The sequence below is a fragment of the Ornithinimicrobium sediminis genome (genome assembly GCF_021272345.1).
Classification (GTDB): Bacteria; Actinomycetota; Actinomycetes; order Actinomycetales; family Dermatophilaceae; genus Ornithinicoccus; species Ornithinicoccus sediminis_B.
Genome location: NZ_JAJSDQ010000001.1, coordinates 849,811 through 869,310, shown reverse-complemented (window position 1 = coordinate 869,310; position 19,500 = coordinate 849,811). Strand labels below are relative to the sequence as shown.

The 19,500-nt window shown below is 67.6% G+C and carries 18 protein-coding genes and 1 pseudogene; 10 read left to right on the top strand and 9 right to left on the bottom strand.

Annotated elements, in window-relative coordinates:
• Positions 1-11: 11 nt before the first annotated feature.
• Positions 12-1,178, bottom strand: a complete 1,167-nt coding sequence (locus LVO85_RS03990; RefSeq protein ID WP_232746089.1) for a hypothetical protein — start codon at positions 1,176-1,178, stop codon at positions 12-14.
• Positions 1,179-1,329: 151 nt separating this feature from the next.
• A complete protein-coding gene (locus tag LVO85_RS03985) occupies positions 1,330-2,004 on the bottom strand; it encodes a CDP-alcohol phosphatidyltransferase family protein (RefSeq protein ID WP_232746088.1) in 675 nt (224 codons plus the stop codon).
• A gap of 265 nt (positions 2,005-2,269) precedes the next feature.
• On the opposite strand from LVO85_RS03985, the gene LVO85_RS03980 reads away from it, so the two are divergent.
• A complete protein-coding gene (locus LVO85_RS03980; protein WP_232746087.1) occupies positions 2,270-2,977 on the top strand; it encodes an alpha-1,2-fucosyltransferase in 708 nt (235 codons plus the stop codon).
• 31 nt (positions 2,978-3,008) lie between these two features.
• On the opposite strand, the gene LVO85_RS03975 is transcribed toward LVO85_RS03980, so the two are convergent.
• Positions 3,009-3,734 carry a Wzz/FepE/Etk N-terminal domain-containing protein gene (locus tag LVO85_RS03975; RefSeq protein WP_232746086.1) on the bottom strand — a complete coding sequence of 242 codons (726 nt, stop codon included), beginning with the start codon at positions 3,732-3,734 and terminating at the stop codon, positions 3,009-3,011.
• A 159-nt stretch (positions 3,735-3,893) separates the two neighbouring features.
• Here LVO85_RS03975 and gmd point away from each other — a divergent pair, with 159 nt between their 5' ends.
• Positions 3,894-5,012, top strand: coding sequence for a GDP-mannose 4,6-dehydratase (gene gmd / locus LVO85_RS03970; protein ID WP_232746085.1), 1,119 nt, complete (start codon positions 3,894-3,896; stop codon positions 5,010-5,012).
• A gap of 48 nt (positions 5,013-5,060) precedes the next feature.
• Here the strand turns inward: gmd and LVO85_RS03965 are convergent, their stop codons facing one another.
• From LVO85_RS03965 to LVO85_RS03955, 3 genes are all read right to left on the bottom strand, one after another.
• Entirely contained in the window at positions 5,061-6,029 is a 969-nt protein-coding gene (locus LVO85_RS03965) for a GDP-L-fucose synthase family protein (RefSeq protein ID WP_332875406.1), read from the bottom strand.
• A 98-nt stretch (positions 6,030-6,127) separates the two neighbouring features.
• Positions 6,128-7,258, bottom strand: coding sequence for a glycosyltransferase family 4 protein (locus tag LVO85_RS03960; RefSeq protein ID WP_232746083.1), 1,131 nt, complete (start codon positions 7,256-7,258; stop codon positions 6,128-6,130).
• Positions 7,259-7,277: 19 nt separating this feature from the next.
• A complete protein-coding gene (locus tag LVO85_RS03955) occupies positions 7,278-7,613 on the bottom strand; it encodes a hypothetical protein (protein ID WP_232746082.1) in 336 nt (111 codons plus the stop codon).
• A gap of 84 nt (positions 7,614-7,697) precedes the next feature.
• Between LVO85_RS03955 and LVO85_RS03950 the strand changes: the two genes are divergently transcribed.
• The 3 genes from LVO85_RS03950 to LVO85_RS03940 are packed head-to-tail and all read left to right on the top strand — an operon-like array spanning position 7,698 to position 10,286.
• A complete protein-coding gene (locus LVO85_RS03950; protein WP_232746081.1) occupies positions 7,698-8,471 on the top strand; it encodes an SGNH/GDSL hydrolase family protein in 774 nt (257 codons plus the stop codon).
• A gap of 22 nt (positions 8,472-8,493) precedes the next feature.
• Positions 8,494-9,624 (top strand): DegT/DnrJ/EryC1/StrS family aminotransferase, encoded by a 1,131-nt coding sequence (locus LVO85_RS03945; RefSeq protein WP_232746080.1) that lies wholly within the window; start codon positions 8,494-8,496, stop codon positions 9,622-9,624.
• Positions 9,621-10,286: a sugar transferase gene (locus tag LVO85_RS03940; RefSeq protein WP_232746079.1), complete on the top strand. Its 666-nt coding sequence runs from the start codon at positions 9,621-9,623 to the stop codon at positions 10,284-10,286. The genes LVO85_RS03945 and LVO85_RS03940 overlap by 4 nt, the downstream gene beginning before the upstream one ends.
• On the opposite strand, the gene LVO85_RS03935 is transcribed toward LVO85_RS03940, so the two are convergent.
• Both LVO85_RS03935 and LVO85_RS03930 read right to left on the bottom strand, forming a co-directional pair.
• Entirely contained in the window at positions 10,242-10,937 is a 696-nt protein-coding gene (locus tag LVO85_RS03935; protein ID WP_232746078.1) for an HAD family hydrolase, read from the bottom strand. The two genes, LVO85_RS03940 and LVO85_RS03935, sit on opposite strands and share 45 nt — an antisense overlap.
• Positions 10,934-11,881, bottom strand: a complete 948-nt coding sequence (locus LVO85_RS03930; RefSeq protein WP_232746077.1) for an ATP-grasp domain-containing protein — start codon at positions 11,879-11,881, stop codon at positions 10,934-10,936. The genes LVO85_RS03935 and LVO85_RS03930 overlap by 4 nt, the downstream gene beginning before the upstream one ends.
• Positions 11,882-12,114: 233 nt before the next feature.
• Between LVO85_RS03930 and LVO85_RS03925 the strand changes: the two genes are divergently transcribed.
• A complete protein-coding gene (locus tag LVO85_RS03925) occupies positions 12,115-13,338 on the top strand; it encodes a glycosyltransferase family 4 protein (protein ID WP_232746076.1) in 1,224 nt (407 codons plus the stop codon).
• A 54-nt stretch (positions 13,339-13,392) separates the two neighbouring features.
• Positions 13,393-14,610, top strand: coding sequence for a lipopolysaccharide biosynthesis protein (locus LVO85_RS03920; protein ID WP_232746075.1), 1,218 nt, complete (start codon positions 13,393-13,395; stop codon positions 14,608-14,610).
• Here the strand turns inward: LVO85_RS03920 and LVO85_RS03915 are convergent.
• The gene (locus LVO85_RS03915) at positions 14,565-15,713 is read right to left on the bottom strand and encodes a glycosyltransferase family 4 protein (RefSeq protein ID WP_269813006.1); all 1,149 of its coding nucleotides are present in this window, start codon (positions 15,711-15,713) and stop codon (positions 14,565-14,567) included. The two genes, LVO85_RS03920 and LVO85_RS03915, sit on opposite strands and share 46 nt — an antisense overlap.
• Before the next feature lie 218 nt (positions 15,714-15,931).
• Between LVO85_RS03915 and LVO85_RS03910 the strand changes: the two genes are divergently transcribed.
• The 3 genes and pseudogenes from LVO85_RS03910 to LVO85_RS17255 form a co-directional block, all read left to right on the top strand.
• A complete protein-coding gene (locus LVO85_RS03910; protein ID WP_232746073.1) occupies positions 15,932-17,215 on the top strand; it encodes an O-antigen ligase family protein in 1,284 nt (427 codons plus the stop codon).
• Positions 17,212-18,660 carry a polysaccharide biosynthesis tyrosine autokinase gene (locus LVO85_RS03905; protein WP_232746072.1) on the top strand — a complete coding sequence of 483 codons (1,449 nt, stop codon included), beginning with the start codon at positions 17,212-17,214 and terminating at the stop codon, positions 18,658-18,660. The genes LVO85_RS03910 and LVO85_RS03905 overlap by 4 nt, the downstream gene beginning before the upstream one ends.
• Positions 18,661-19,207: 547 nt before the next feature.
• Positions 19,208-19,427, top strand: a pseudogene (locus tag LVO85_RS17255) (IS1634 family transposase); the annotation flags it as partial.
• Positions 19,428-19,500: the final 73 nt, after the last annotated feature.

Here is a 19,500-nt window from a genome sequence, read left to right as displayed (position 1 = left end):
GGCCGGCGCCGTCATGCCCGACGCCACAGCCGGGAGCGGAGATCCCCCTTGTCTCGCAGCAGGAGGGCGGCGACCACCATGATGTAGGGCAGGTGGCGGTCGAGTCCGTAGAAGGTGCTCATGAACAGTGCGCCGACCAGCGCGGTGTGCAGCCACAGACCGGCCGTGCTGGGCACGGAGAAGGTGCGCACGACGAGCCCGGCGAGGAAGTAGAGGAACAGCACGAGCCCGACGAGACCGAAGCAGAACATGACGTTCCACACCATGCCTTGCGTTCCGACGTTGATCTCGCTGCTGAAGGACGGGCGTGGTGCCCCGTGTCCGAGCACGGGCGAGCTCAGCGTCCGCTCCCACGTCTCCGCATACAGGTTGCTGCGACCCGTGGTGGTGTCGGCCACCTCCTGTCGGGCCGTGACGGAGGCGTAGAGAGCATGCCAGCCCCCGGCCAGAGCGACGGCTGCAGCAGCCGCGGTGGCCATCAGCGGCACCAGGACCTGCCCTCGCAGCAGGAGGCGGAGCATCGCGTAGCCCAGGACCACCCCCAAGGTGAGGAAGAGCCCCCGGTTGGTCGTGGCAACTGCGGGCGGCACGGCCAGCACCAGGCCGACCAGTGCCCACATCATGCCTGCGCGACTCCCCACCAGCGCGACGGTGGCCAGCAGCACAGGCGTCAGCAGGGCGATGGAGGCTCCCCACCCGTTGGCGTAGGCGAATGGTGCCGCGGGTCTGACGAACGGCTCCTCGGCACCCCATGGTCGCTGGATCTCCGCGACCCCGGGGTAGAACAGGTCGGCTGCGTAAGGGTTGTCGGCCAACGAGGCGGGTAGGAGCTTGCCGACGGTGAACGAGAGCTCCAGATCGGGAAGGGCCATTCCGAGATAGCCGCCCAGGACCACCCAGACCCATACTGCGGTGAGGGCCGGCAGCACACGCTCGGCCGGGAGCGACCGACGAGCGTTGAGGACGTAGAGCGCCAGCACGGCGAACGACACGAACTGGGCGAACCGCATCGCATAGCTGAGCGTGCCGCCCTCGAGCATGAGAGCTGAGGGAACCATCCAGGCCACGAACGCTGCATAGGGCAGGAAGCCCGGGACGACCAGCACGTCGCGACGGGTGACCAGGTAGAGGAGCATCGGGCCCGCCATCACCACGGTGCTCAGCGAGAAGAGACCCACGACCCACCACAGCGGCAGCCCCCAGAGGAGGGCGAGGACGGGCCAGCCGGGCAGCTCCGTCGGTCTCGTGGGAGAGGACGTCGTGGTAGCGCTGGCACGCCCTGTCGGACCGGATGTCCTTGCCGCGGTATCGGTCATACCGGTCCTCGTGTCACAGGCTGCGCAGTGCGCGGTGCTTGCGGTGCAGGGAGACTGTCGCGGCCATGACCGTGTAGAGCAGGAGGAAGAGGTAGAGCCCGGCGAAGAGCCACAGGACGGGCAGGGTCAGCAGGCACAGGTAGAGGAAGCCGATGTCGTTGGGCAGCTTGACGAACGACACCCAGGCCGGGGCCGTCCCCGGGGCGGTTCGAGAAGACGCGCTTCCGAGGTGCGAGGCCAGGATGGAGCCGAAGAACCACACCGAGGAGACCACGGCGAAGGCCAGTGCAGCGGCGACGAGCCAGAGAGACCCGCCGTGCGACCTGAAGAAGAACGAGGAGGCGATGGCCAGGTGCAGCATCGGGATCCGCGCAGCGTCCACCACGTGGTCCAGCCACTCGCCCGCGTGGCTGCCTGTCCCGGTGAGCCGGGCGAGCTGGCCGTCGGCGGAGTCCAGCGCGTAGCCGATGACGAGCAGCAGGGTTGCCCCGAGAGCAGCGGCGAAGGTGGGCGGGGCGGCCGCCACCACGGCGAAGCCGGCCAGGGAGAAGGCTGCACTCGTCCAGGTCACAGCATCCGGGGTCAGGCCCACGGTGTGGGCCAGGGCAGCCGCTCGGCGGCCCAGCGGACGGTTGACCCACCTCAGGTAGGCGGGCTCTCCGTCGCCGGGCTTCTGGGAACCTTCCAACCGGCTCAGAGCAGCCCGGAAACCCTGTCGGGTTCCACCGTCATTCCTCGGGCTCGGCACCGCGCCCTCCCGCACCGTGGGACGGTAGAGTTCTGGCGTGCGACACCTGGTCAGACACGCTGACACCATACTCTCTTTCCAGGGAGGGCTAGGGAACCAGCTGTTCGAGTGGGCTTTCGCCCACTCCCTCACCGCTGCAGGCCATCACGTCCAGTACGACCAGGTGCGCTGCAGGGGTGAGCGCCCTTTCGAGCTCGCGCCCCTGGTGCCGCGTCACCTCCTGCTGCCCCGGCCGGTCGGTCTCGCGCTGGTCGGTCTGGAGCGCACGGGGAGGCTGGGCCTGGTGGGCCTGCGACCCGTGCACGAGCCGGCACCGGCGCACCCCGACTCCGTCCGACAGGACGTGCTGTCGGGGCGCACCTACGTGCGCGGCTACTTCCAGTCGCCGTCCTACTTCCGTGGGCACGAGGAGTCGGTGCGCGCGCGGGTCACAGGGCTGCTGACATCCATGCTCACCGCCCGCGGCCGGGAGCTGCTGGACGACCTCACGGAAGACTCCTCGTCGGTCGCGGTCCACATCCGGCGCGGTGACTACACCACTGCCACCAATGCGCAGGTCCATGGGGTGCTGTCCAGGCACTACTACGAGGAGGCGCTGGAGCTCGTCCAGGCCACCGGCCACCATCGACGAGTGTGGTTCAGCGACGACCTGGTCTGGGTGCGGGAGAACCTCGCCCGCCCGGGGGACCTGCTGTGTCCCCCGGATGTCACGACCAGTGCAGGAGGCGAGATCCGGCTGATGGCGGCCTGCTCGTCGCGGATCATCGCCAACAGCAGCTTCAGCTGGTGGGGTGGGTGGCTCGGAGATCCCTCCACGGAGGAGCAACCGGTGGTGGCACCTGCGACGTGGTTCGCGTCCCGCCCCGATGACCGGGCGACCGATCTCGTGCCGGGCAGCTGGCAGCGTCTCTGACCGTTGGACGGGATCGTCCTGCCGGGCAGGGTCAGACCTTTCCGCGCCCTCGGAAGGCCACGACGAGGGCGACCCCGATGATCAGGCCGGCGACGAGACCCCCAGCGGCAAAGACAGGCCAGCCTGGCGTTGCCGGAGTCGTCGGCGGGAAGGCCGGGGACACCAGTGTCCCTCGCTCAGCCACGCCGGTCTCGGGGTTGAGCTCCAGGTCGAGCAGCTCCCGTTCCGCGGCTGTCAGGCGCGACTCCACGGCTGTGGCTCGTGCCGAGTCCTGGTCATTGTCGGCGAGCTCCTGCTCCAGGTCGTCGATGAGGGCGACCAGCGTCTCGATCCTGTTGGTGGTGGCCTCCTGCACGCGTTCCTGCGCCTGGTCGCCGTAGGCCTCGGCCATGGCGTTGGCGAAGGCAGCCGCCTGCTCCGGCGAGCTGTGCGTGGCGGTGAACTGCAGAGCGAATGCTCCGCGGGGCACCTGCACCGAGACCGTGGAGCGCACCTCGCCCGTCCTGACGCCGAGCACCTCAGCGGCGCGCGACTGCACCGCGGTGGAGGAGGCGACAACTTGCTCCGTCTCCATGTTGAGCACGTCCTCGGCCGAGGACGGCTCGATCGTCAGAACCGCCGTCGCCTCGTAGGACTTAGGCCACTGGGTGCCCACCAGCGCCCCCAGCAGTGTGCCGGCCACCGCGGCCACGACGATCCATCTCCACCCGGCCAGCAGCAGCTGGTTCAGGTCGATGGTGTTGACCCGGTGCTCCATAGGACGGCGTCTCCTGGGGGTGTCATGGAGTGCCAGCATAAGGTCTGACCTGTCGGCCGCCCGGCTGCGGTCATGGTCAGCCGGGCGGTGTCGTGGGATGATCGGCCCAGGCTGGCGCACAGGGTCGGACCATTCACTGCGGCAATCGGATCGGGTGACATGACCAAGAAGGCACTCATCACCGGCATCACGGGACAGGACGGTTCCTACCTCGCGGAGCTCCTCCTGCAGAAGGGCTACGAGGTCCACGGGATCAAGCGTCGGTCGTCACTGCTGAACACCGACCGCATTGACCATATCTACCAGGACCCGCACGAGGAGGACGCCCAGCTGCATCTGCACTACGGCGATCTCACCGATGCGACCAACCTGACCCGGATCCTGCGGGACGTGGAGCCGGACGAGGTGTACAACCTGGGTGCGCAGTCCCATGTCGCCGTCAGCTTCGAGGAGCCGGAGTACACCGCCGACGTGGACGCACTCGGCACGCTGCGGCTCCTGGAGGCCATGCGGCTGCTGCGGATGACCGGCAAGGTCCGTTTCTACCAGGCCTCGACCAGCGAGCTCTACGGCCTGGTCCAGGAGACGCCTCAACGGGAGACCACTCCGTTCTACCCCCGGTCGCCGTATGCCGTTGCGAAGCTCTACGCCTACTGGATCACCGTCAACTACCGCGAGGCCTATGGTCTCTACGCCTGCAACGGCATCCTCTTCAACCATGAGTCACCCCGGCGAGGGGAGACCTTCGTCACCCGCAAGATCACGCGCGGCATCAGCCATCTTGCCCTTGGGCTTCAACCGTGCCTCTACCTCGGCAACATGGACGCCCTGCGGGACTGGGGGCATGCCAAGGACTACGTGCGACTCCAGTGGATGATGTTGCAGCAGGATGCGCCGCAGGACTACGTGATCGCCACAGGGGAGCAGTACTCCGTGCGTCAGTTCGTGCTGTGGAGTGCCCACGAGCTCGGGGTCACCTTGCGTTTCGAGGGGGAGGGGGTCGACGAGGTCGGCGTCGTGGAGGCCGTGGACGGCGATCGTGCGCCACACGTCGGCGTCGGTGACACGGTGGTCCGCGTGGACCCCCGCTACTTCCGGCCGACGGAGGTGGAGACGCTGCTGGGTGACGCCGGGAAGGCGGAGTCCGTGCTGTCGTGGAAGCCCACCATCGGCATCCGCGACCTGGTTGCCGAGATGGTGGCTCACGACTACGACGTCGCCGCCCGGCTGGCGTACCTCAAGGACGGTGGTTTCAGGGTCGCGCTCCCGACGGAGTAGGTGTGCAAGGAGGCTGCGAGACAGCAAGGCTGCGAAGCGGGATGACGCCTACGGACGCGTCGCCGACTGTCCTCGCACAGGCGCCGTGCTGTCGTAGTGCTCCGCGAACCATGCGTAGGTCATACGCAACCCGTCGACGAGGTGTGTCGGAGCGGTCCAGCCGAGATCGTTCAGCCGGCTCACATCGAGCACCTTGCGAGGCATGCCGTCCGGGCGATCGTGGTCGAAGACGACCGCCCCCTCGTAGCCCACTGTCCGCCCGATCAGCCGAGCGAGGTCACCGGTGGTGATCTCGTGGCCGGTGCCCACATTGATGAAGCCGTCCTGGGACCATGTGTTCATCAGGAAGACGCATGCCTGCGCAAAGTCGTCGACATACATCAGCTCCCGGAGTGGTCGCCCCGTGCCCCAGACGACCACCTCGTCGGCGCCGGTCATCGTGGCCTCGTGGAAGCGGCGGAGCAGGGCAGGGACCACGTGGCTGGTCTCCGGGTGGAAGTTGTCACCTGGTCCGTACAGGCTGCACGGCATCACGCTGACGAAGTCGCGACCGTGCTGGCGCCGGTAGGCCGAGGCCAGCTTCATGCCGGCGATCTTCGCCAACGCGTAGCTCTCGTTCGTCGGCTCGAGAGGACCGGTCAGCAGCAGGTCCTCGCCCATCGGCTGCGGTGCTGCGCGCGGAAAGATGCAGGAGCTCCCGAGGAACATGAGCTTGGTGACCCCGAAGCCATGTGCTGCTTCCAGCACGTTGTTCTGGATGCGGAGGTTGTCGAGAAGAAACTCCACTGGCGAGGCCACGTTGGCGGCGATGCCGCCGACCCTCGCGGCGGCCAGGAAGACGTGGTCGGGCCGTTCGGTGCTGAAGAAGTCCATGACGGCTGCGAGCTCCGTCAGGTCCAGCTCTGCATGCGTGCGCGTGACCTGCCTGTGGAAGCCCGCCGCCTCAAGGGCGCGGACGATGGCCCCGCCCGCGAGGCCACGGTGGCCGGCAACGTAGATCAGCTCATCTGTTTCCACGACGCTCCCAGGTGACGGTTCCATCAGCAGGAGTTCAGCGTAGCGGGGACGGCACCGATGACGCCTTCCTTCCGGGGTATCTGTGCCCCCAGAGGGGCTTACTCCACCCGCAGCCACTCGTGGACCTCGCGCACCGCGGTCAGGATGCGCTGCGCGTGCTGCGCCGGGTCGCCGTGCGCGAGGTAGTCCTCACGGCAGTCGCGAGCCACGCGAGGACCCCGCTCGGCGATCCAGCCGGCGACCTGGCGGATGTGCGTGACGAGGTCGTCGAGGTCGCCCTCGCGGTAGAAGGAGCCGGTCACGCCGTCGCGCAGCGCCTCCCACTCCGCGGCGTGGCGCCCGGTGTTGTCGTGGGTGACGACAGGCCGGCCGTGCATGAGCGACTGGACGACGGTGAGCCCGGCATGGCCGGGGATGACCGTCAGGTGCACCTGCCGGTAGACCTCGGCGATGTCGCCGGGGTCGTAGAGCGCGCCGTGGAAGTGCGCGTCGACCCCGAGCGCGCCGGCCAGGGCCTCCAGGGCGGCCCGCTCCTCGCCGTCGCCCACGACGTGGACCCGCACAGGGGTGCCCGTCTGCTGGAGGGCCGATGCCGCGCGGAGCAGCAGGTCGATGCGCTTGCGCCGGGTCAGCCGCAGCGAGATGCCGAGTGTCAGCGGTTCGAGTGGCGGCAGCGCCGTGGCGACCTCGGCGGCCTGCCGCGTGTCGATGGTGCTGTTGCCGACGACGTGCAGCCGGTCGGCGGGGTAGCCCGCCGCCGCACCCAGCTCGGCCGAGCGTGCGCCATACGTCAGGAAGCCGTGCGCCAGACGGAAGGCGCGCACCTTGACCCACTCCTTGGCGGCCCCGTGGCGGGCCGTCCACCCCAGGCCCCAGTAGACGAGGGTCGTGCGCCGCCGTGCCCGCAGGGCGAGGGAGGAGGCCCACATGGTGAGGCAGTGCATGGAGGGGTCCCAGACCACGACGTCGTAGTCGCGGCGCAGCGACTGCCGGAGCAGGCCGGGCTGCCAGCGCAGCGAGCGCACGGCATACGTCCGGTGCAGCCGCAGGGGCGGCAGGTCGGCCGGGTCGAGGGGGTGCACCTTCTGCGGCGCGTGCGCGAGCACGGTGACCCCGGCCGCGACGTCGACGTCCGTGTCCGGGTCGGCGAGCAGCGCGCGCAGCACGCCGAGGCGGTAGTGCGTGGAGTAGGAGAACGCGAAGAGCACCCGCAGACGGGGTCCGGTCATCGTGGGCTCCGGCCGCGGGTCAGGGCCGGGGGTCCTGGTCGGCCTCGCCGGGGGGCACCCAGCCGTCGGGCTTGCCGCGCGGGTCGTTGGGGTCGTCGAGGTAGGGGCCGTCGATGACGCCCAGGCCCTCCGGCTCGTCCTGCGGGCGGCGCTTGGCCTCCTCGTGCAGCCGGTCCATCCGGTAGGCGTTGCGCGCCCCGGCGGCGTAGAAGACGCTGAGGCCCCGCAGGATGTGCGTGCCGTAGTCGTCCAGCCCCCAGGTGACCACCGGCTTGCGGCTCGAGCGCGGCGAGACGTACCTGCCCAGCACGAGCAGGAAGATCAGGCCGAGGACGACGAAGGCCAGGAAGATCACGGTGACAGTCTCCCACGCGTGCCGGGGGGAGTCGGTAGAGCTCGTGGGCGTGACCTAGGCTGAGGACCGCCGGAGGAGGTGTGAGTGAACGAGCGTCTGCAGAACGTGCTGGTCGGGCTGCTGGCCGCGGTGGCCGCCGCGTCCGTGGTCGCGGCGCTCACCAGTGCACCCTCCATCGACCCGGTGACGACGGGCGGGCACACCTCCGACAGCGACGCAGCCACCACGTCGGCTGCGGTCCCGGACGCCGAGGAGGACGACGAGCAGGACGAGCAGGACGACACGTCGTTGGAGGATCTGTCGGCGGCCCTCGAAGGCGAGGACGACGGGGCCGTTGACGTGGTGGTCATCGGCGACGACACCAGCAACAACCGCAGCGAGTGGGTGCACCTGTGGGCGGAGCGGCTCGCCGACGAGCGACCCGTGACGGTCGTGCACTGGGCAGAGCAGGCCGACGTCGCCTACACGACTCCGGATGTGCTCTCCGAGTCGGGTGAAGGCGTCATGCTGTCGATCTGGAGCCCGGCCCGCGCCGGCACCGACATCGCCGCGGCGGCCGAGCGGGTGGAGGACTTCCTGCCGGACGCGCCCACTGACCTGGTGCTGGTCAACCTCGGTGTGAACAACGACGCCGACGAGGTGGGGGACCAGATGCAGGACCTGCTCGATGCGTTGCGCGGCCTGGTCGGTGACGGCGTGCCCGTCGGCATCGTGCTGCAGGCTGAGCAGGTGTCGACCCCCGAGGTCAACACCGCGCTGGCGGACTTCGCCGCGGACAACGGTCTGGCGACCCTTGACGCGACCGGGGCGGACGGTCCCCAGGACTGGGCCGAGACCATCGACGAGCTGCTGCGCTGAGCGCACACCGGGAGGCGTGACCATGGGCGGGACGATCTACCTATCCAAGGCTGATGTCACTGCGGTGGAGGAGGAGTATGTCCTCAACGCGCTGAGGTCGGGCTGGATAGCGCCGCTCGGCCCTGATGTCGACGAGTTCGAGGCCGAGATCGCGGAGCGTGTGGGTGTGAAGCATGCGCTGGCCCTTGCCTCCGGCACTGCAGCCCTGCATCTGGCTCTCCTCGAGCTGGGCGCAGGTCCCGGCAAGGTCGTGGTGCTGCCGTCGATGACCTTCGCTGCGTCAGCGAACGCCGTGGTCTACTCGGGAGCCGAACCAGTCTTCGTGGACAGCCAGCCCGGGGACGGCAACGTCGATCCTCACCGGCTGGTCGAAGCAGTCGACACGCTGAGAGCTGAGGGTAGAGACGTGGCGGGGGTGATGACGGTCGACCTCTTCGGCCGAGCCTGTGACTACGACGCCATCGTCCCCGCACTCGAGGAACGGGAGGTGCCCCTCCTCGAGGACGCGGCCGAGGCCCTGGGCGCGTCGTTCCACGGCGTCGCAGCCGGTGCGTTTGGTCGCGCCGCCGCCCTGTCGTTCAACGGCAACAAGATCATGACCACCTCGGGCGGAGGGATGCTCCTCAGCAACGACAGTGGCCTCGTCGCCCACGCGCGCAAGCTCTCGACGCAGGCCCGGGAGCCTGCCGCCTGGTACGAGCACAGGGAAATCGGGTTCAACTACAGGATGTCCAACCTCCTGGCAGCACTGGGAAGAGCCCAGCTCACGAGACTCGACGCCATGATGGAACGGAGGAGGGAGATCCGGAGACGCTACGTCCAGGCTCTGGGGGATCTGCCCGTGAGGTTCCTCGGAGCAGACACCGGCCGCTCAGATGCTTCGGACAACTGCTGGTTGACGGCGCTGGTCGTCGAGGACGACGAGGCGGACGTCACACACGTCCTGAGCGAGCTCACCCGCCGCGGTATCGAGGCGAGACACCTGTGGAAACCCATGCATATGCAGCCCTCGATGGCCGGTGCGCGCACGTTCGGTGCGAGACAGAGCGAGGGGCTCTTCAGGAGAGGTGCTGCCTTGCCGAGTGGCTCTGCGCTCACGGACTCGGAGGTCGACTACGTCATCGCTGCCGTGGTCGAGGTCCTCGCGACGTGAGCTACCGAGGCAAGCGGGTTCTGGACGTTGCGATCGCCGCCCCACTCCTGGTCGCGTCTCTTCCGGTGCAGGCAGCCGCGGCGGTAGCGGTTCGCGTGACCATGGGCTCACCGGTGCTGTTCAGACAAGAACGTCCCGGGCTTCATGGCCGGCCGTTCGAGCTGGTCAAGTTCCGGACGATGCGGCTCGCCGACCCTTCTGTGGGGTCGGACCGTGATGCGGAACGCATGACCCTGGTGGGCCGAGCCCTCAGGACGACGAGCGTCGACGAGCTGCCCACGCTGTGGAACGTGCTCGTGGGCGACATGTCTCTCGTGGGTCCGAGGCCGCTGCTCCCGCGCTACCTGGACCGCTACTCCGAGAGACAGGCACGCCGTCACGATGTCAGGCCAGGAATCACAGGACTTGCCCAGGTCAGCGGGCGCAACGCACTCTCGTGGGAGTCGAGGCTCGAGCTCGATGCGGTGTATGTCGAGTCAGCCACCTTCGCCATGGACCTGCAGATCCTGGCGAGGACCGTCGTCAACACTGTCCGGCGACAGGGGATCTCGGCGGAGGGTCACCCCACGATGCCCGAGTTCCGTGGCTCCGGGCATGAGAGTGAGCCGCTGGACCGCTCAGCCGGTCGGCGGCAGGTCGACCCAGGCCGGGAGGTCCAGTAGAGACGTGATCTCCGTATCCGGCTGGTACGACGACTCGGCCTCGCAGTCCCGATGGACCTGGAAGCCTGCCCGGTACCGGATGGAGGCCATGCCCGCCGCACGGGCCGCGTGGAAGTCCTTGTGCGGGTTGTCGCCCACGTAGACGCACTGGTCGGCGACGACTCCGAGGCGTCGGGCGGCATCGAGGAGACCGACGGGCGACGGCTTCCAGGCGTCTCTCCCGCCGAGCCGGTCGGTGAGCACGATGACGGGGACGCGTTGATGCAGACCGAGGGCCTCGACCTTGCCGGCCTGCATGACCGTCGGTCCGTCGGTGACGATGCCCCGGGGTAGGCCGCTCGGTAGCGTCGCCAGAAGCTCTTCGGCTTCAGGTGTGAGCTCGATGTCCGGCTTGTGATGCCGATAGCGTCGGACGCTCTCGTCGACCAGGTCCTTCCGGCCGTACTCAGCCAGGAGCGTGTCGAAGGCCCGACCGCGGGTAGGTGAGTCGAAGATCTCCGTCAGCGAAGCCATGAGCACTCGGGGAGGCACTCCCAGCTGTTCACCCAGCCATGAGCTGACGGACGAGTAGCCACTCCTGACGTAGTCACGCTCGACGAACAAGGTGTCGTCTAGGTCCAGCAGGAGAGCTGCGCTGCGTGCCACGGTCATGGGTGCCAGTAGAACGCATCGTCGAATCGCGCCATGTGCAGGCCGATCGACAGATCGCTGTTACGAACCTCTCGAGGCCGCTCACCCGCCCAGCTCTCGACGAGGAGACGGGCGAGCGGCACCCCGGCGGCGATCGCCAGAGGGAGCCCTCCCCCCATCCTGGCGTTGATCTCAGTCACGCGGAACGTGCCGTGTCGGTCGTACATGCCCTGAACCGTGATAGGCCCCCCGGGCCGCAGCTCGGTGACGACGTGGCGCACCACCCGCTCGACTTCGTCCGCGTGGACGAGCCGCCCACGGCTGACCTCTCCGCCCCTGACGGCAAGACGTTCGCGTTGAGCGAGGGCCAGCACCTCCCGATCTCGGCCGACGACCACGTCGACAGTGAGCTCCGGGCCGGGCAGGAGCTCCTGCGCCACCGGAGCGGTGATGTAGCGACTGAAGAACGCGTACTCGTCCGGATCTCGGACCTGGAACGCATCCTCCCCACCGCTTCCTTTTCGGGGTTTCATGAAGACGGGGAAGGAGTCGTGCCGGCGCTGTCCGGGGAGCCACGTCGACACGGTGGGAATGCCCCGTCCTCTGAGCCACTCGTAGGTCGACCACTTGTCCGAGACGACCGCGGCCACCTCCCGGTCGCGTAGACCCCCCACGGGCAGGTCCGTGCCGGCCAGGGCCGACACGTCGGGGTCGATGAGCGGAAAGACAGCGTCGACACCCTCGACCTCGCAGACCTGTTGCAGGCTGGACCCGTAGCCGGCCTCGTCACTGCGTGGAACGAGCCGCACGTGGTCGCCCAGGAGCTGGGCGGCAGGTGCGTGCGGGTCGATCTCGGTGCCGAGGACTCGAAGCCTGCCGGGGTGTTCTTCGGCGTAGGACAGGAAGTGCCGGACCAGCTCGACTCGGCGCCCGACCGACGTGAGTAGGAAGCACACAGAACCCATCGGACTCCTCACAGACGGCAAAGACCCGGCATGACCGGGTCCTCTCGGGCTCAGATCCTACCAAGTCCGGCGACCTCGGCCGTGATACCTGACGTACACTGGCGCAGGCCGCGCTCGGGCCTCGATGACGCTGGGTGGGGCGTAACGACCGTGAGTGTCCGATGGTCGCCGTGACGGACCGGGGCACGGTCCGACCAGACGGAAGTTGAGTGCACATGTCTTCCACTCCGCGCGTGGGTGACCCGTCCCCTGACGTCCTGCTCATAGCCCATTTCAGCGCCGACGACAGCAGCTCGAACGATCGCTTCAGCGACCTGGCTGGTCGGATAGTGGCGCGTGGCTTGGATGTAGAGCTGGTCACGTCCAGCTTCTCACATGCACGGAAGGAGCAGCGGACATGGCCGTACGGTGACCACGGTTTCCGTCGCACGCTGATCCGCGAGCCGGGCTACACCAGGAATGTCGGGCTGAAGCGGCTGGTCAGCCATCGACTGATGGCGCGCCATCTGCGCAGGTTCCTCCACGCCCGCCAGACCCCTGACCTGATCTACTGCGCCGTGCCATCGCTGGCAGTGGCCGACGTGGCAGCGAGGTTCGCCGGTGAGAAGCGCATCCCCCTCGTCGTCGATGTGCAGGACCTGTGGCCCGAGGCCTTCGAGCTGCTCTCGCCGGCACCGGCGGTCACGCGGCCTCTCATGCATCCCCTGTCGAGGACGGCGAACCGCGTCTACCGTGCGGCTGACGCGGTGGTTGCAGTGTCCGAGACCTACGCTCGACGCGCCGACGCCGTCCGGACGGGATCACGGTCGGCTCACGTCGTCTACCTCGGCACGGATCTCGCGAAGTTCGACGAGCTACGTCAGGGGAGCCGAGCCGCTGACGTCGCGAGCTCGTCCGACGAGATCCGGATCGCGTATGTCGGGACGCTCGGTCACAGCTACGACCTGCCACTGGTGTGTGATGCCATCGCTGAGGCGACACAGAAGACGGCGCGACGGTTTCGTCTGGTGGTCATGGGGGATGGGCCGCTGACGTCGCGCTTCCAACAGCACGCCGAGGACTGTGGCGTGGCCGCCGACTTCGTCGGGCGTCTTCCGTACGCGGACATGGTCGCTCGCCTGGGGGGATGCCACGTGGCCGTGAACCCCATCCGTCCCGGCGCCGCGCAGAGCGTGATCAACAAGGTCGGCGACTATGCCGCTGCAGCACTGCCGGTGCTGAACACGCAGGACAACGTGGAGTACCGGAGGTTGGTCGCGGAGTACGAAGCCGGAGTCAACTGTGTCCCGGGAGATGCGAAGGATCTCGCACGGCATCTGTGTCTGCTGGCCGACAACCCCCGGCTGCGTGAGGAGATGGGCGCCAACAACCGTCGAATGGCCGAGGACCACTTCGACCGTAGCCGCACCTATCCACGGGTCGTCGAACTCGTCCTGAGCCTGCTGGGACCGTCATGAGAGGTGCCGGGGGCACGCGGCGACGGCGTGGCTTCCAAAGGGGGTGAACGCTCCATGGTGAGTCGCCTGCGCAGCCCACACTTTCGCGACCTCGCGCTCACGACGAGCGCGTTCGGTGCCATCGTCGGGGTCCAGCAGGTCCTGCTCCTGCCCTTTCTCGCAGCGATGACCAACACCGACGACTTCTCGAAGATCATCCTGTTCGTCACGATCTCCGCCATCGTTGCGAATGTCACAGGGGGCGAGGCGGCGAACACGGCGCTGGTCCGGGGGCACCAGTACGCGAGGGAGGGAGCCGCGTGGGACTTCCACCTGCTGCTCGTCCCGGTGCTGGCGGTGTTGGCTGCGGCGTGGGTGGTGGTGGCGCCTGTCCTGAACGTGAGCAGTGACGAGATCGTCCTCTTCGCGGTCATCTCCGTCCTCACTGCCCTGCGTCTCTTCCTCGCCGCTCCTTTCCGGTACGAACAACGATTCGGGACCGTGCTGGTGGCGCATCTCTGCTACGCAGCGGGCAGCGCGAGCGCGCTGCTCCTGGTGGCGCGCTTCGACTGGGTGCTGGCGCCGTTCCTGGTGGGGGAGGCGTGCGCTGTCCTCGTGCTGTCTGTCGCCCTGCTTGCCGGCGGTCGGCGGTTGCACTTCGGTGTCGAGGACCGGCGTCGCCTCTACAGGACGTCCACCAAGTACCTGTCACTCGCCTCCGTGGGTCTGCTGGCCAACGCGGTCGGATATCTGGACAGACTGATCATCTACCCTCTGCTGGGTGCAGGCGCGCTGGCCGTGTACTACGCCGCCAGCGTGCTCCCCAAGAGCCTGGCCCTTGTGGTCAACCCTGTCACAGGCCTCCTGCTGGCCAAGTTCGGCGCGATGGGCGACGAGCGTGGTGGTGAGATCCTTGAGCGACTGTACCGGGTGCTCCCCTGGGTGATCATCGTCCTCACCCTCGCGAGCTTGGCCATCGGACTGCTGGGACTTCAGGTTCTCTACCCGCAGTTCGCTGAGGAAGGGCGACCCATCGTGCTTCCGGTGAGCATCTCGGTGGGCCTGGCGTCCGCTGCCTACCTGATGCAGCCATATGTGCTGAGGTTCCGGCCCAGCGGCATAGCGCTGATGGCAAACATCCTTTATGCCGGCGTCTTCGTGGGCGCCGCAGTGGGGCTGAGCCTTCGCGTCGGACTGCACGGCTTCGCGTGGGCGACCGTGGCGGCGCACCTCGTCCTGCTCGGTTTCTACCTCGTCTTCGCGCGGCCACGCACGGAGCGGGCCTCGTCGTAGACGTCCAGCGTGCGACGGACCATCGCGGTGCTGGAGAAGTGGCTGATGGCATGGTCCGCGGCGGACGCGCCCATCGACTGCCGTTCCGCGGGCGAGAGCCCCAAGAACTTCTCGAGCGCGGCTGCCAGGGCGTGGGAGCTGCCGACGGGCACGATGTAGCCGTTCAGGCCGTCCAGCACCTGGACCTGCGCTCCTCCTGTCCGGGACCGGATCACCGGTGTGCCCATCATCATGGCCTCGAGCGGCACGAGAGGGAATCCCTCGAACCGACTCGGATGAACCAGCAGATCCAGTGCCGCGTAGAGCGGTCGCGGGTCCTGCTGGAACGGCATCTCGATCACCCATCGACGCATAGCGTGTGGCACGCTGACGGCTCCCTTGCCGGTGGCCGGCTGCCCCGCGACCAGTAGCCGGACGTGCGGTCCCAGGTAGGGCCGCACCGCGTCCAGCAGGACATCCATCCCTTTGGCAGATGTCAGCCGCCCCATGAACCCCAGCAGGACGACATCCTCATCGACCCCGAGCTGGGCCCGCTGGGAGGTCCTCTCCTGCTGGGTGGGCGGGCCGAACACCGCCTCGTCGACACCGTTGAGGACAGTGCGCACACGGCTGGGGTCGTACCCGTGCCGGGTCGTCAGCTCGATACGCAGATCTTCGCTGATGGCGATGGCCATGTCCCCACGTCGGCTCAGCGGATGACGGGGGATGCCCGTGGCATGGTGGGTCACCACGACGGGGGTCGGGGAGCGGATCTGGTGGATGCGGCCGACGAACGACGTGACCGGGTAGTGGACATGCACGATGTCGGGGTCGATCTGCGACAGCTCACCGAGTGCGACGGGAAGGGCGTGGGCGTACGAGGCCAGCTGCGCTGCTTTCCCTGTCGCCGAGAATTTCGGGTACAAGGGAAAAGGAACGGTGTGATGTATGAGTCCACTCTGGAGAGCCCGGGCCAACAGCGCCTCTGCCGCCTTGTCGTGGGGCGTGCCTGCCGAGACAAGATGGACCTCATGCCCGGCCCTCGTCAAGCCTGAGGCGAGGGTGTACATGTGGATGGTCGAGCCCTCGGCCGGTAGATATCTCGCCGAGAATGCTATGCGCATGCCAACTCCGGAAACGTGTCTGCTCTCTTGCGTGCGGAATGGCTGCGTCCCCGGACAGCTATGCCTTCGCACGCATGCACGGAGTTGCCACCGGCACGTTACCATTGCGTGAGCTGAGCCGGTGCTGACGATGAGGGCACGCGGCGGAGGAGCGACGCCACGACCCCTGGAGCCAGATGACCAGCATGAGCCCGCGCCGAGCGGAGACGCGGGCCGGCATGCCTGTGGTGCTGCTCTCCGCCCTCGTGGTCATGCTGGTGCCGCTGCTGAGCGCTCACCTGCTGGACGAGCCGGCGATCCTGGCGTGGGGCATACCCCTCGCGTCGGCGTGTGTGGCCGTCATCCTGGCGCTGTACCACGCCCGAAGATGGCATGCGCTGGGCCAGGTGGCCGTGCTCGTGGTCCTGACGATCGCGTGCGCGCAGCTCGTGCCGGTGTGGCTGAACGTGGTGCGCGGCGACGTGCTTCACGTGGGCGACCTTGTCAATGTTGTGGCCAAGCCTGTCAACTTCCTCGTGCTCGTGGCTCTGTTCCAGTACACGCGACCTTCGCCCCGGCAGATACGCACGCTGACCAGCGGGTTCGTGGTCATTGTGACCATTGTCGCTGTGTACGGACTTCTCACGGGGTTGGATAGCTTCTTTGGGCTGGGTATCGGAACATCGAGCTATGCCGTGAGCTACAGCTCTTTCCTGGCCAACCGCAACCAGTTCGGAATGTTGCTCTTCCTGGGATTCGGGGCGCTGTTGGTGACCCGAGCAGTGCGGGGTCACCGCAAGGGTGACCTCGTGGTGGGGGCCGTCCTCGTGGTCTCGGTCGCGCTGACGATGTCTCGCGGGTCGATTCTGGCCATGTTGATCGTGGCGGGTGTCATCCTGGCTTTCAAGAGGTTAGCGGTCCTGGTGGTCTTCCTGGTGCCTACAGCATTGCTCGGAGTCGTTCTTGTGTGGCTCCAACCCAGCGTGCGTGCCTACGTCCTGCACTTCTTCGTGCGGCCCGACGTCGGACTCACCGGGCGTGACGAGATCTGGGCGATCGGCCTTGGACTCTTCGCCGATCGACCTCTCTTCGGTTACGGTTTCTTCAACGCCGTCGCGAGGGCAGAAGAGAGCGGGATGTCCCAGGGACAGTTCCACAGCTTCTGGCTCGACCAGGTCCTGGACTGGGGGATCGTCGGGACTGTGCTCGTCGTGGTGATCGTGGCTAGGATCTGGGCCAGGGCGTATACATCGTCCCCGCGGGCCGTGGGCCAAGCGTTGGTCGCCGTGGGAGCGGGGGCGATGGCCCTGGGAACCGTGGAGAGCATCAGCCTCCTCTCCATCGGGTATGTGGACTTCATCTGGACCCTGTGTCTGATGACGTTCCCTGTCCTCGTCAGTCGGACGGACTGGAGCGGAGGCCCGCAGGATGACGACCGACTCGCGGTGGACGAGGACCTCGTGGTTCATGGGGGCCAGAGGAGACTGCCGGCGGCACCTCTTGAAAACGTGCATGTCTCATGAAGGGAAACGACGTGACATTCGCCGATCTGTGGCGCAGCTGGGTCCGCCAGTGGCGCCTGATCGTATCCATCTTCCTGCTGTTCGTGACGGTGAGCGCAGTCGTGACACTGCTGACCCCCAGAGAGTATTCCAGCCAGACCCAGTTCTTCGTGTCCACCGCGAACAGCGGGACGATCTCCGAGGTGGCGCAAGGAAGCTCTTTCACGCAGCAGCAGGTGGCTACGTACGCCGACCTCGTCACGGCGCCGATCGTTCTCAGTCCCGTGATCGACGACCTGGGACTTGACGAAAGTCCGCAGGAGCTGGGCGAGCGGATCAGCGTCAGTATCCCACCGAACACGGTCCTGATCGACGTCGTGGTGACGGACAACGATCCTGCGGCAGCCGCGCAGCTGGCGGACAGCGTGGGGACGGAGTTCGCAGAGTCTGTGCAGGAGCTGGAGCGTCTGGCTGACGGGGGGCCGAGCCCTGTGAAGGTGACGGTCGTGGAGCCGGCGACCACGGCGGCCCCCTCGTCGCCGAACCCGCCTCTGAATATTGCCTTGGGCGCGGTCCTCGGGGCACTGGTAGGTCTCGCGGTGGCAGTCGTGCGAGACCTCCTCAACACCCGCATCCGGGCTGAGGCAGACGTGGGCCGGGTGACCCAGCTTCCCACGGTGGGCGCCATCCCCTTCGACGCCGATGCGGAGAGGCACCCGCTCGTGGCGCACGACTCCCACGGGCCTCGGGCGGAAGCCTTCCGGACCGTTCGTACCAACGTGCAGTTCCTCAACGCCGACAAGAAGCCGCGCAGCCTCGTGCTCACATCGACGTTACCGGGAGAGGGGAAGAGCACGACGACCGCCAACCTAGCCCTCATCCTGGCCGAAGCGGGAGCGACGGTGTGCCTCATCGAAGGCGATCTTCGTCGGCCTCGTCTCCTGGACTACCTCGGTCTGGAGAACGCGGCCGGTCTGACGGACGTGCTCGTGGATCGGGCGGACCTGCTGGATGTGCTGCAGCCCTACAGGAACGGCTTGTCGGTCCTGGGCTGCGGCCCGATCCCCCCGAACCCGAGCGAGATGCTGGGTTCGGACGCCATGCGGGGCCTTCTGGAGCGGCTGGAGAAGGAGTACGACTTCGTCATCGTCGATGCTCCTCCCCTGTTGCCGGTCACGGACGCTGCGGTGTTGTCGACCCTGGTCGACGGCACCCTCCTTGTCGTCGGCGCGGGTCTGGTGAAGCGCGACCAGCTGCAGCGAGCACTTGCCAGTCTCGAGAAGGTGGGTGGCAACATCTTGGGGCTCGTCCTCAACCGGCTTCCTGTGAGCGGACCGGACTCCTACAGCTACTCGTACGAGACGTACCGACCGGAGACGGAGGAGGCACCGAACCGCCGCGCGAGGCACGACCGCGCGCGACAGGCCAGCCGAAGCACACGTCGCCTACCTGTCGCCGAACAGTGAGGTGCGTCTGCGGTCTGGGGCGGAGAACTGCGGCCTGAGCTCTCGGGCAGGCTGGTGTAGGCGCGGCTAAAACGCGCCCGCATCACCCAGGCGTTCGCCGCGCAGGGTCGCACGACGAGGTCGACCTCGCCAGGCAATTCGCCCAGCATCTGCGCTCGGCCTACAGGCAGACTGACAAGGGGGAAGGCCGCAAGATCGCCGAGCGCATCGTCGCCACCTTCCCCACCTGCCCGATCCCCGAGATCGCCCGCCTTGGCCGGACCGGACACCACGTACGTGGAAGGAGGCGTTCCTGGCCTACCTCACCACCGGCGCAACGAACGGCGGCACCAAGGCGATCAGCGGCCTGATCGAGCTGCACCGGCGCCTGGCCCGCGCGAGGCTTCGGGAATCGAGGCTACTACCGGCTGCGCATGCTCCTCGTCGGCGGAGGACTCGACCTGTGGACCCCACCGCAGCTGGGAAGAGCCCCAAATGCATCCTCGACGCCCTCGACATCACCGCTCGGCGACGTAACCCCGGTGGCACGTGTCGGGCCAGACAGCCCGACACCATCGAAACCTACCTGACCATCATGTTCACCGCCCTGGCCCTCTCCCGCGAGGCCCAGGCCGGCACCGGACTGTCCATCCGCCATCTCCGCCCGCTGCGCTCAGCGACCATCGCGATCAACGGCACCAGACCTTCGCCGGAATCCGGACGCCCACCAGGAGATCCTGGAGGCTCTACGCCGGAAACTCACGCACAAAGGAAAATGGACAAACTGAGGAGGAACCTCCACCTCCGGAAGACCTCGACATCTGCCCCGCGACCGACGCGCCAGCCCTGACTACACCTCAT

Bases quoted from the DNA above. Each gene is read 5' to 3' on its own strand.
- LVO85_RS03905 (WP_232746072.1), top strand. From the start codon at position 17,212: ATGAAGGGAAACGACGTGACATTCGCCGATCTGTGGCGCAGCTGGGTC.
- LVO85_RS03945 (WP_232746080.1), top strand. From the start codon at position 8,494: ATGGGCGGGACGATCTACCTATCCAAGGCTGATGTCACTGCGGTGGAG.
- LVO85_RS03910 (WP_232746073.1), top strand. From the start codon at position 15,932: ATGCCTGTGGTGCTGCTCTCCGCCCTCGTGGTCATGCTGGTGCCGCTG.
- LVO85_RS03920 (WP_232746075.1), top strand. From the start codon at position 13,393: ATGGTGAGTCGCCTGCGCAGCCCACACTTTCGCGACCTCGCGCTCACG.
- LVO85_RS03960 (WP_232746083.1), bottom strand. From the start codon at position 7,258: ATGACCGGACCCCGTCTGCGGGTGCTCTTCGCGTTCTCCTACTCCACG.
- LVO85_RS03930 (WP_232746077.1), bottom strand. From the start codon at position 11,881: ATGGGTTCTGTGTGCTTCCTACTCACGTCGGTCGGGCGCCGAGTCGAG.
- LVO85_RS03915 (WP_269813006.1), bottom strand. From the start codon at position 15,713: ATGCGCATAGCATTCTCGGCGAGATATCTACCGGCCGAGGGCTCGACC.
- LVO85_RS03975 (WP_232746086.1), bottom strand. From the start codon at position 3,734: ATGGAGCACCGGGTCAACACCATCGACCTGAACCAGCTGCTGCTGGCC.
- gmd (WP_232746085.1), top strand. From the start codon at position 3,894: ATGACCAAGAAGGCACTCATCACCGGCATCACGGGACAGGACGGTTCC.
- LVO85_RS03935 (WP_232746078.1), bottom strand. From the start codon at position 10,937: ATGACCGTGGCACGCAGCGCAGCTCTCCTGCTGGACCTAGACGACACC.